Source organism: Kumtagia ephedrae (assembly GCF_003012745.1).
In the GTDB taxonomy this organism is placed as follows: domain Bacteria; phylum Pseudomonadota; class Alphaproteobacteria; order Rhizobiales; family Rhizobiaceae; genus Kumtagia; species Kumtagia ephedrae.
Genome location: NZ_PXYK01000008.1, coordinates 129,166 through 139,021, shown reverse-complemented (window position 1 = coordinate 139,021; position 9,856 = coordinate 129,166). Strand labels below are relative to the sequence as shown.

General features: G+C 64.7%; 13 protein-coding genes. 5 read left to right on the top strand and 8 right to left on the bottom strand.

Annotated features, from left to right (window positions below; translation table 11 throughout):
* Positions 1–36: 36 nt before the first annotated feature.
* Together C7I84_RS10605 and C7I84_RS10600 are read right to left on the bottom strand one after the other, a co-directional pair.
* The gene (locus C7I84_RS10605) at positions 37–1,230 is read right to left on the bottom strand and encodes a M14 family metallopeptidase (protein WP_106772140.1); all 1,194 of its coding nucleotides are present in this window, start codon (positions 1,228–1,230) and stop codon (positions 37–39) included.
* A gap of 217 nt (positions 1,231–1,447) precedes the next feature.
* The gene (locus C7I84_RS10600; RefSeq protein ID WP_106772139.1) at positions 1,448–1,915 is read right to left on the bottom strand and encodes an Lrp/AsnC family transcriptional regulator; all 468 of its coding nucleotides are present in this window, start codon (positions 1,913–1,915) and stop codon (positions 1,448–1,450) included.
* A gap of 128 nt (positions 1,916–2,043) precedes the next feature.
* Here C7I84_RS10600 and hppD point away from each other — a divergent pair, with 128 nt between their 5' ends.
* On the top strand, positions 2,044–3,153 hold the full coding sequence (hppD, locus tag C7I84_RS10595) for a 4-hydroxyphenylpyruvate dioxygenase (RefSeq protein ID WP_106772138.1): 1,110 nt from the start codon (positions 2,044–2,046) through the stop codon (positions 3,151–3,153).
* Between the two features lie 149 nt (positions 3,154–3,302).
* Positions 3,303–3,536, top strand: a complete 234-nt coding sequence (locus C7I84_RS10590; RefSeq protein ID WP_106772137.1) for a hypothetical protein — start codon at positions 3,303–3,305, stop codon at positions 3,534–3,536.
* Here the strand turns inward: C7I84_RS10590 and C7I84_RS10585 are convergent.
* Genes C7I84_RS10585 through C7I84_RS10575 form a run of 3 tightly spaced genes read right to left on the bottom strand, consistent with a single transcriptional unit; the run spans position 3,531 to position 5,385 of the window.
* Positions 3,531–4,067 carry a DinB family protein gene (locus C7I84_RS10585; protein WP_106772136.1) on the bottom strand — a complete coding sequence of 179 codons (537 nt, stop codon included), beginning with the start codon at positions 4,065–4,067 and terminating at the stop codon, positions 3,531–3,533. The two genes, C7I84_RS10590 and C7I84_RS10585, sit on opposite strands and share 6 nt — an antisense overlap.
* An 11-nt stretch (positions 4,068–4,078) precedes the next feature.
* On the bottom strand, positions 4,079–4,363 hold the full coding sequence (locus C7I84_RS10580) for a hypothetical protein (protein WP_245428382.1): 285 nt from the start codon (positions 4,361–4,363) through the stop codon (positions 4,079–4,081).
* Positions 4,360–5,385 (bottom strand): fumarylacetoacetate hydrolase family protein, encoded by a 1,026-nt coding sequence (locus tag C7I84_RS10575; protein ID WP_106772135.1) that lies wholly within the window; start codon positions 5,383–5,385, stop codon positions 4,360–4,362. Before C7I84_RS10575 ends, C7I84_RS10580 begins: the two co-directional genes overlap by 4 nt.
* Before the next feature lie 147 nt (positions 5,386–5,532).
* On the opposite strand from C7I84_RS10575, the gene C7I84_RS10570 reads away from it, so the two are divergent.
* Entirely contained in the window at positions 5,533–6,018 is a 486-nt protein-coding gene (locus C7I84_RS10570) for a MarR family winged helix-turn-helix transcriptional regulator (protein WP_245428381.1), read from the top strand.
* Here C7I84_RS10570 and C7I84_RS10565 read toward each other — a convergent pair whose 3' ends face one another.
* Positions 6,019–6,528: an HPP family protein gene (locus C7I84_RS10565; RefSeq protein ID WP_106772134.1), complete on the bottom strand. Its 510-nt coding sequence runs from the start codon at positions 6,526–6,528 to the stop codon at positions 6,019–6,021. It lies immediately after the preceding gene.
* A gap of 206 nt (positions 6,529–6,734) precedes the next feature.
* Here C7I84_RS10565 and C7I84_RS10560 point away from each other — a divergent pair, with 206 nt between their 5' ends.
* Entirely contained in the window at positions 6,735–6,989 is a 255-nt protein-coding gene (locus C7I84_RS10560) for a type II toxin-antitoxin system Phd/YefM family antitoxin (protein WP_106772133.1), read from the top strand.
* On the top strand, positions 6,986–7,396 hold the full coding sequence (locus C7I84_RS10555; RefSeq protein WP_106772132.1) for a type II toxin-antitoxin system VapC family toxin: 411 nt from the start codon (positions 6,986–6,988) through the stop codon (positions 7,394–7,396). The genes C7I84_RS10560 and C7I84_RS10555 overlap by 4 nt, the downstream gene beginning before the upstream one ends.
* Here C7I84_RS10555 and tdh read toward each other — a convergent pair.
* The gene (gene tdh / locus C7I84_RS10550; protein WP_106772131.1) at positions 7,387–8,430 is read right to left on the bottom strand and encodes an L-threonine 3-dehydrogenase; all 1,044 of its coding nucleotides are present in this window, start codon (positions 8,428–8,430) and stop codon (positions 7,387–7,389) included. The genes C7I84_RS10555 and tdh overlap by 10 nt on opposite strands.
* Positions 8,431–8,659: 229 nt before the next feature.
* Entirely contained in the window at positions 8,660–9,850 is a 1,191-nt protein-coding gene (locus tag C7I84_RS10540) for a glycine C-acetyltransferase (RefSeq protein ID WP_106772186.1), read from the bottom strand.
* Between the last annotated feature and the right edge of the window lie 6 nt (positions 9,851–9,856).

Below are 9,856 nucleotides of genomic sequence, written 5' to 3'. Positions count from 1 at the left end.
CCGGCAAGGCCGGTCGCCAAGGTGTCGGCGTGAACATTACTCGGGATAGGATTCAGCACCCTCCGGCGTCGGCTTGTTGAACAGGACGAACACCAGCGGGTTGCCGGGCTCGGACATGGCGTCGCTGCGCTGGCCCGTCACTTCCCCGGCCACGCCGCTGGTATATTCCGCGACCACCTCGCCAAAACCGTTGCGCTGGATGGCCAGCTTCTGGCCGGGCTCGACCTTGTCGTTGAGCTTGACCAGATGCTCGACGATCCCGCCCTCCGTCGCCAAAATCGGGAAGGCACTGTTGCCGACGAAGACATGCACGTCCTTGCCGGTGCGCCCCATCGGCCCGGCGACGATACCGTGATGCTTGAGCACGTTCATCGTGCCTTCCACGAACAGCGCGATCATTTCGAGGTCGAGGTGCCGGGCAGCCCCGATCTCCGGGCAGAAGGACGGAATGCCCGCGGCGTTGAACGCGTTATGGAGCACGCTGGGATAGGTAGGGTTGTCGAAGATCTGGCCGACGGGATATAGCTCCGCCATCGCCTTGATCTCGGGCACGTCCATCTCGGCGATATTGAACGCGGCGACCTCGAACCCGGTCGTACCGGTATGGAAGTCGATCGCGAAGTCGGCGTTCGGCCGCAGCAGCCGGTTGAACAGCAGCCCGGCATGCCGGCTGGGTGCGGTGATGTCGTTCTCGTTCCCCGGCCACACCCGATTCATGTCGACCAGATCGATGCCCCTGCCCGAGTTGGGCCATCTGCGCTGCATGCTTTCGATGGCCGGGCGGGCAATATCCGTGACCGCCATGACCGTGCCCGACATGGCGGCCGGGTCGAGCTGGTTCATCACCGTCTGGACTGTGTGGATGGAACTCATCTCGTCGCCATGCACGCCACTGGTGAGCACGACGCGCTTGCCCGGCTTCGCCCCCCTGGCCACCGTCACGGACACATACCAGTGCTGTCCGCTCGGCATCTGCACGCCCTGGAAATACAGGAAGTGCTTCTGCCCCGGCTCGAGATCGTCGACGTCGAGCCCGCTGACGACCTTTTTTCCCTGGATTGTTTCGCCGGTGTAGACGGTGCCCGATGCCGGATCGGCAGGGGGTGTCGCCGCCTCCTGGGCATTCGCATCACCACTGCCGGCGGCGAGGGCAGCAGACGCCCCGAGCGTGGCAATCGATGCGATCATGAAGTCGCGACGATCGAGGCCTTGTTGAGGTGTGTCCGACATGACGGAGATCCCTTGCAATGTGAAAAGCTATGTTCGAACAACGGCATGCACATCTAAAGTAGATATCCCCACTCGACTTGACGCTACCAGTGGGCTCATGACCTGGCAAGGTTTGCGAGAACCCTGCCGGCGATACGAGGATTTGCGGCAAGGTCTGGAAGTGGCGTGATCGCTCGTTTTCGGTCCACCGTTTCCAACTCCCGAACCTGGAGCGCATTCACAAAGGCAGCGCTCCGGTCTCCTTCAGCGTCTCCAGCACGATCGCCGTCTTCACGTGCTGCACGGAATCGTGCGGCAAAAGTTCGTCGTTGACGAAGCGCGACAGCGCCTTCAAGTCGGGAGTCACCACCTTGAGGAAATAGTCCATCTCGCCGGTGAGCGCGTGCGCCTCCTGCACCTCGGGCAGGCGGGCGATCAGCTCGCCGAAGCGGCGCGCATTGTCGCGGTTGTGGGTGGCGAGCGTCACCGAGATCACGCTGACCAGGGGGAAGCCCAGCCGGTCGCGGTCGAGCCGCGCCCGGTAGCCGGTGATGAAGCCCTCCTCCTCCAGCCGCTGGCGGCGGCGCGAGCATTGCGACGGCGACAGGTTCACGCGTTCCGACAGATCGTTGTTGGTGAGCCGCGCATCGTCCTGCAGAAGCGCCAGCATCTTGCGGTCGAAATCGTCCAGACGCTCGCCGTTCATCGTCTTTTCCGCTCACATGCACGAACCGTGCATCAATGCAGCACCGGGCGCCCGCGAATGCAAGCACAATGCGGGCCGATCGGCGTATGATTCCGGCAAGTCCGCACTCTGACCGCCTGGAGGACATCATGGGCCCCTTCCCGCACGACGCGCCGCCCGCCAAGATCAGCAAGGCCAACCCGGCCGGCACCGACGGCTTCGAGTTCGTCGAATTCGCGCATCCCGAGCCGGAGAAGCTCGGCACGCTGTTCGAGCGCATGGGTTATACGCCGGTGGCGCGCCACCGCACCAAGAACATCACCGTTTGGCGCCAGGGCGACATCAACTATGTGCTCAACGCCCAGCGCGGCTCGCACGCCATGAGCTTCGTCGAGAAGCACGGCCCCTGCGCGCCGTCGATGGCCTGGCGCGTGGTCGACGCGAAACATGCCTTCGAGCATGCCGTGTCGAAGGGGGCGACGCCGTATACCGGCCAGGACAAGACGCTCGATGTGCCGGCGATCGTCGGCATCGGCGGCTCGCTGCTCTATTTCGTCGACTACTATGGCGAGAAGGGCTCTGCCTACGACCAGGAGTTCGAATGGCTGGGCGAGCGCGATCCGAAGCCGGAAGGCGTCGGCTTCTATTACCTCGACCACCTCACCCACAACGTCTATCGCGGCCAGATGGACAAGTGGTGGGCGTTCTACCGCGAGTTGTTCGGCTTCAAGCAGATCCACTATTTCGACATTGACGGGCGCATCACCGGCCTGGTCAGCCGCGCCATCACCAGCCCGTGCGGAAAGATCCGCATCCCGCTGAACGAGTCCAAGGACGACACCAGCCAGATCGAGGAATTTTTGAAGAAGTACAAGGGCGAAGGCATCCAGCACATCGCCGTCGGCACCGAGGACATTTACGGCGCCACCGACCGGCTGGACGGCAACGGGCTGAAATTCATGCCCGGCCCGCCGGACACTTATTACGAGCGCTCGTTCGCCAGAGTCTCCGGCCATGACGAGCCCGTCGAGCGCATGAAGAAGCACGGCATCCTGATCGACGGCGAAGGCGTGGTCGACGGCGGCACGACGAAGATCCTGCTGCAGATATTCTCCAAGACCGTGATCGGCCCGATCTTCTTCGAGTTCATCCAGAGGAAGGGCGACGAAGGCTTCGGCGAGGGCAATTTCCGCGCCCTGTTCGAATCGATCGAGGAAGACCAGATCCGGCGCGGGGTTCTGAAGGAGAAGGCGGCGTAGGCGCGGTTTTTTGCTCTGATCGGCCATTTTCTTCACCGGCTTTGACGCAAAGTCGGTGAAGGTGTTCGAATGAGCATTCCACGAATGAAGGCCAGCCGTTCCCTTTTGCAGGTCCGAGGGGTAATGTCGCTTCTGTCAGGGAGGGCGCCATGCAGCCGCGTGACTTCTCGAAGGAGACCGCCCAGGATCGGGAAATGCGCCTTCGGCGGCAGGCCGAAGACCGGGCAAATCTGGTCAACGACCATATGGAGCTAATCTATTCCGGCGATCTGGACGAAGTCTTCGCCGAACTGGTCCGACTGCACCGGATTGTTCAGGACCCGCGCACCGCGGAACTGATGGCGCGCGTATTCGCAGATCGGCTAGGCGGCGTCAGCCTATAGGCCCAGCCGCTCCACCTCCTCCTTCCTCAGCTTCCGGTCGAAATCGAGAAAGAACTCGTCGAGCTGCGGTGGCTTGACCGAGGTGCCCGACAGCATCGCGTGCACCTGGCCGCGATGGTGGATGTCGTGCTGGAAGAGATGGGTGAGCAGGTAGCCGATGCGTTCGGGGATCATCCCGTCTTCGCCGCGGTCCGTCGGCACGCGGTGGTCGAGGTCTTCCGCCGCCAGGTTCTCGCAGAAGGCGAGAAGACGGCGGTCGAACGCCGCCTGGCTCTCCGCAAGCTGGCGGGCGTCGCCGCTCTCGGCATAGGTGTCGAAGATATTCAGGCCGAGCCCGCCCTCCTCCAGCATGTCGAGATAATAGAGGTCGACCGACAGGATGTGGTTCAGCGTCTCCCTGATCGACGGGAAGAAGCTGGTGCGCGGCGCATCCAGCTCGCCGGGTCGCAGCGCCAGCACTGCGCGGTAGAGGCGGTCGTTGGACCAGAGATTGTTTTCGGCCATGCGGCGGAAATGGGTGAGAAGCTCCATATCTCTGCCTCCTAATACCCGATAAATTGCAGCCCCGCCCACAACAGCAAAAAACCGACCAGATTGGCGACGAGCAGGCCGTTCATGCGCCGCCGCATGGCTTGCGTCCCGGCATCGCGCGCCACGCCCGAATTCGTCACGGTGTGGAAGATCAGGGCGTTGCGCGGCAGGCCGGACCGGTTGGCGAGGTCCGGCGAGCGCGCCTCGATGCGGTAGGAGAGCCGGATCGCCTGGACGAAGACGACGAGCATGACGACGCCCCAAAGGCCGGTGAGGATCGGAAACCAGAGGCTCACTGCCCCTCCTGCTCTCCCGCCCGCCGCACCGTCTGCTCGATGGCGCCGAAGATCGAGTGGCCGCTCCTGTCCTTCATCTCGATGCGCACGGTGTCGCCGAAGCGCAGGAACGGCGTCTTGGCCGCGCCGGCCTCGATCGCCTCGACCATGCGCTGCTCGGCGATGCAGGAATAGCCGACGCCGCCGGCAGCGATCGGCCTGCCCGGTCCGCCGTCGAGCTTGTTGGAGACGGTGCCCGAGCCGATGATCGCGCCGGCGCCGAGCGGCCGCGTCTTCGCCGCATGGGCGATCAGCTGCGGAAAATCGAAGGTCATGTCGACGCCCGCATCGGCGCGCCCGAACGGCTTGCCGTTGAGCTCGACCGAGAGCGGCAGGCGGACCCGCCCGCCGTCCCAGGCATCGCCGAGCTCGTCCGGCGTGACGGCGACAGGCGAGAAGGCGGAGGACGGCTTCGACTGGAAGAAGCCGAATCCCTTCTCCAGCTCGGCCGGGATCAGGCCGCGCAGGCTGACGTCGTTGACCAGCATGACCAGCCGGATCGCAGAGCGCGCCTCGTCGACCGTGGCGCCCATGGGCACGTCGTCGACGATGACGGCCACCTCGGCCTCGAGGTCGATGCCCCAGGCCTCGTCGGCCATGACGATCGCGTCGCGCGGCGGCAGGAAGGCGTCGGAACCGCCCTGATACATCAGCGGCTCGGTCCAGAAGCTTTCCGGCATCTTCGCGCCGCGCGCCCTGCGCACCAGCTCGACGTGGTTCACGTAAGCCGAGCCGTCGGCCCACTGGTAGGCGCGCGGCAGCGGCGAATGCGCGTCGTGCTCGTGGAAGCGCACCGAGGGCACCGCGCCGGTCTCCAGCGATTCGGCCATGGCCTCCAGATGCGGTGCCAGCCGCGCCCAATTGTCGAGCGCCGCCTGCAGCGTCGGCACGAGGAAGGAGGCGTCGGTGTAGCGCGTCAGGTCGCGCGAGACGACGACGAGCCGTCCGTCGCGAGAACCGTTCTTCAGGCTGGCAAGCTTCATCAAATCCTCCCTGGTCGAGCTACAACACGGCGATCGGCGTCGGCCGTCAAGGCGCATTCGACAATCGAGCGGCAGCGAACCGGCCGTTGACGCGATTTGGTTGCGGCCGTAACAATTGGATTTGCAACCATCAAGCCGGAGCACGCCATGCCTGCCCGCTCGGCCCCGCGCCCGATGCCGGCCAGCAGGGCCGGCCAGGAGCCGCTGCTCGCCCTCGAAGAGTTTTTGCCCTACCGGCTGAACCGGCTGGCGGACAAGGTCAGCCGCGAGTTCTCCAAGATCTATGCGGACCGGCACGGGCTGACGCGGCCGGAATGGCGGACGCTGGCGACGCTTGGCCAGTTCGGCACGATGACGGCGACGGAGATCGGCGCGCATTCCTCCATGCACAAGACAAAGGTCAGCCGCGCCGTCTCGGCGCTGGAGAAGCGCAAATGGCTGGCGCGAGGCATCGATCCGCTCGACCGCAGGCTGGAGCACCTGACGCTGACGCGCGCCGGGCACGCCGCCTACCGCGATCTGGTGCCGCTGATGAAGGCGCACGAGGCGCGGCTGCTCGGCCGGGCGAGCGCCAGCGAGCGGCAGGCGATCCAGAACGCGATCGAGGTGCTGGAGCGGGCGCTGAAGCTCTGATCAGGCCTCCGGCAGCGGCCGCGGATACTGGATGCGCGGCGGCAGCCGGTGATGCAGCAGCGCCAGGCCGACCAGGCTGACGCAGCTCACGAAGACGGTGATGAACAGCGACGTGCTCTGCAGCGGCGAGGCCAGCGCCACCAGGGGAATGGCGCCGGCCGGCGGATGGGTGATGCGCAGCATCAGCATGCCGGCGATGGCCGCGCCGACGGCCACGGCCGCGACCCACCAGAGGCCGGGAAAGGCCAGCGCGGCGGCGACGCCCAGGATGGTCGCCAGCAGATAGCCGCCGAAAATGTTGATCGGCTGCGCCAGAGGGCTGGCGGGATGGCCGAACAGCAGCACCACCGTGGCGCCGAGCGGCGCGATCAGCAGCGGCAGCCCGGTCAGCGTCGCCAGCCCGCCGACGGCACCGATGCCAAGGACGGCGCCGGCACCCGATTTCAGGTGCGAGACGAACTGGCCGCCGGGTTCATGCCGGGCGGTGAAGGAGCGAAAATGGCGGCGCATCGGCGGACCTAAAACGAAGGGCCCGCTCCGATAGCAAGATGTCCGCGCTTCGGGCAACGAACAAAGTTCGAATTTTGGGCAGAAGATGAAAATTTCATCGCCGTGTAGGCCTGAAGCCGCATCGAGCGAGAGCAATCGATTCTTGCCGAAGACGGCGCGGATCAGTAAATTGACCGGTCAAACGACTGGTCAAACTGGAGCAAACGATGAAGATCGTGCAAGCTGCCGAGGCGAAGGCCAAATTCTCAGCCCTCTTGAGCGATGTCGAGCGCGGCGAGACGATCGACATCACACGTCATGGGCGGACGATCGCGCGGATCGTTCCAGTCGGAACGGGCGAACATGAACGTCGAAGGCGCGCGGTACAGGCGATCCTCGATCGGAAGAAGGCAGGCCGAAAGACCGGGATCACGACAGAGGAAATTCTGTCGGCGCGTGACGAAGGCCGCAAGCCGCTGTGACACTTGTCGTCGACAGTTCGGTCGCCGCAAGCTGGGCTTTGCCGGACGAGAGTTCCCCGGCGGCGTTGAAGGCGCTGATGCTCGCGAGATCCGATAGGATTGTCGTACCGAGCGTCTTCTGGCACGAACTTCGCAATGTCCTCCTGGTCGCCGAGCGGCGCGGGCGCCTGACGGCTGACGAGACGCAGACGGGAATTTCGGTGATCGTCGATCTGTCGCCGGAGATCGATGCATCAGATGACCATTTTGCGGTGCTGGGACTCGCGCGCCGCCACTTGCTGACAGCCTATGACGCCTCCTATCTGGAGCTGGCGAAACGCAAGGGTGCCGTTTTGGCAACTCTGGACAGGAGGCTGGCTCACGCGGGCTTGTCGGAAGGCCTGCAGGTCATTTCGGATCAGGTCTGATCCCAATCCATCACCACCTTGCCGGAACTGCCTGATTTCATCGCCTCGAAGCCGGCGATGTAGTCGTCGACGCCGATGCGGTGGGTGATCAGGCCGGTGACGTCGAGTGGGCCCTGCACCAGGGCGATCATCTTGTACCAGGTCTCGAACATCTCGCGGCCGTATATGCCCTTCAAGGTCAGCATCTTGAAGATGACCTTGTTCCAGTCGATCTCGAAGCCGGTCGGCGCGATGCCGAGAATGGCGATCTTGCCGCCATTGTTCATGGCGTCGATCATGTCGCGGAAGGCGGCGGCGGAGCCCGACATCTCCAGGCCGACGTCAAAACCCTCGCGCATGCCCTCCTCGCGCATCACGTCGGCGAGCTTTTCCGTCGAGGCGTCGACGACGTGATGCACGCCGAGCTTTTTGGCCAGCGCCAGCCGCGTCGGGTTGATGTCGGTGATGACGACCTTTCGCGCACCCACGCACTGGGCGACGAGCGCGCCCATGATGCCGATCGGCCCGGCGCCGGTCACCAGCACGTCCTCGCCGACGAGGTCGAAGGAGAGCGCGGTGTGGACGGCGTTGCCGAGCGGGTCGAAGATCGCCGCCACCTCGTCGGGAATGTCGTCGGGGATCGGCACGACATTGTGCTGCGGGATAGCAACATATTCGGCGAAGGCGCCCGGCCGGTTGACGCCGACGCCTTGGGTGTTGCGGCAGAGATGCCCGCGGCCGGCGCGGCAGTTACGGCAATGGCCGCAGACGATGTGGCCCTCGCCGGAAACGCGCTGGCCGACCTTGTACTCCGTCACCGCCGCGCCGAAATCGGCGACGGTGCCGACGAATTCGTGGCCGGTCACCATCGGCACGGGCACGGTCTTTTGCGCCCACTTGTCCCAGTTGTAGATGTGGACGTCGGTGCCGCAGATCGCTGTCTTGCGGACCTTGATCAGCACGTCGTTCGGGCCGATCTCCGGGACCGGTACCTCTTCCATCCAGATGCCGGGTTCGGCCTTGGCTTTCACGAGGGCGCGCATCATGTTGGACATTGGGAAACCTCGTCCGCAAACCACGAAGCGTGGCGCCTCGTCGCACCCCCCTCTGTCCTGCCGGACATCTCCCCCGCAAGGGGGGAGATTGGCCGGCCGCTTTGGTTTCGCCAATCCTCCACGCTGCAGAAGAACCGGTTTCGTCGAAACTGCCAATCTCCCCCCTTGCGGGGGAGATGTCCGGCAGGACAGAGGGGAGTGCGACGAGGCGCGGTCGTTAGCGAATATATCATCCCACCACCCCCAGTTCCCTCCCCACCTCACCAAACGCCTCCACCGCCCGGTCGATATCCGCGCTCGAATGCGCCGCCGACATCTGCGTGCGGATGCGCGCCTGGCCTTTCGGCACGACAGGGAAGGAAAAACCGATGACGTAGATGCCGCGCTTCAGCATCCTTGCCGCCATCTCCTGCGCCAGCGACGCGTCGCCCAGCATCACCGGGATGATCGGATGGTCTGCGCCGGCGAGCGTGAAGCCGAGCTTCGTCATCGAGGTGCGGAACCGCGCGGCATTGTCGTAGAGTTTTGCGCGCAGGCTCTCGCCCCGTTCGATGAGGTCGAACACTTTCAGCGAGGCCGCGGCGATCGCCGGCATCAGCGTGTTGGAGAACAGATAAGGCCGCGAGCGCTGGCGCAGCCAGTCGACGACTTCCTTCCTGCCCGACGTATAGCCGCCCGAGGCGCCGCCAAGCGCCTTGCCGAGCGTGCCGGTGACGATGTCCACCCGGCCCTCGACGCCGCAATGCTCGGGCGAGCCGCGGCCATGCTTGCCGACGAAGCCGACCGCGTGGCTGTCGTCGACCATGACCATCGCATCGTATTTTTCCGCGAGATCGCAGACACCCTTCAGGTTGGCGATGATGCCGTCCATGGAAAACACGCCGTCGGTGGCGATCAGCTTGAAGCGGCTGCCTGCCGCCTTTCTCAGTTCTTCCTCCAGCGCCGCCATGTCATTGTTGGCATAGCGGAAGCGTTTGGCCTTGGAGAGCCGCACACCGTCGATGATCGAGGCGTGGTTGAGCGCGTCGGAGACGATGGCGTCGTCCTCCGACAGCAGCGTCTCGAACAGACCGCCATTGGCGTCGAAGCAGGAGCCGTAGAGGATCGTGTCCTCCATACCGAGGAAGGCCGAAATCCTCGCCTCCAGCTGCTTGTGCTCCTCCTGCGTGCCGCAGATGAAGCGCACCGAAGCCATGCCGTAGCCGTAGCGGTCGAGGGCCTTCTTCGCCGCCTCGCGCAGCTCCTCGCTGTCGGCGAGGCCGAGATAGTTGTTGGCGCAGAAGTTGAGCACCCTATCGCCGTCGGCAACCTCGATCTCGGCGGACTGCATGGAGGTGATCACGCGCTCGGATTTATACAGGCCGGCGGACCTGAGGCCCTCCAGCTCGGAGGCGAGATGGGAAAGGAAAGCTGCGCTCATTGGCCG

Coding starts and splice junctions, on each gene's coding strand:
- C7I84_RS10585 (WP_106772136.1), bottom strand. CDS start 4,067: ATGGAGCTTCTCACCCATTTCCGCCGCATGGCCGAAAACAATCTCTGG.
- C7I84_RS10600 (WP_106772139.1), bottom strand. CDS start 1,915: ATGAACGGCGAGCGTCTGGACGATTTCGACCGCAAGATGCTGGCGCTT.
- tdh (WP_106772131.1), bottom strand. CDS start 8,430: ATGTCCAACATGATGCGCGCCCTCGTGAAAGCCAAGGCCGAACCCGGC.
- C7I84_RS10560 (WP_106772133.1), top strand. CDS start 6,735: ATGAAGATCGTGCAAGCTGCCGAGGCGAAGGCCAAATTCTCAGCCCTC.
- C7I84_RS10565 (WP_106772134.1), bottom strand. CDS start 6,528: ATGCGCCGCCATTTTCGCTCCTTCACCGCCCGGCATGAACCCGGCGGC.
- C7I84_RS10605 (WP_106772140.1), bottom strand. CDS start 1,230: ATGTCGGACACACCTCAACAAGGCCTCGATCGTCGCGACTTCATGATC.
- C7I84_RS10590 (WP_106772137.1), top strand. CDS start 3,303: ATGCAGCCGCGTGACTTCTCGAAGGAGACCGCCCAGGATCGGGAAATG.
- C7I84_RS10570 (WP_245428381.1), top strand. CDS start 5,533: ATGCCTGCCCGCTCGGCCCCGCGCCCGATGCCGGCCAGCAGGGCCGGC.
- hppD (WP_106772138.1), top strand. CDS start 2,044: ATGGGCCCCTTCCCGCACGACGCGCCGCCCGCCAAGATCAGCAAGGCC.
- C7I84_RS10540 (WP_106772186.1), bottom strand. CDS start 9,850: ATGAGCGCAGCTTTCCTTTCCCATCTCGCCTCCGAGCTGGAGGGCCTC.
- C7I84_RS10575 (WP_106772135.1), bottom strand. CDS start 5,385: ATGAAGCTTGCCAGCCTGAAGAACGGTTCTCGCGACGGACGGCTCGTC.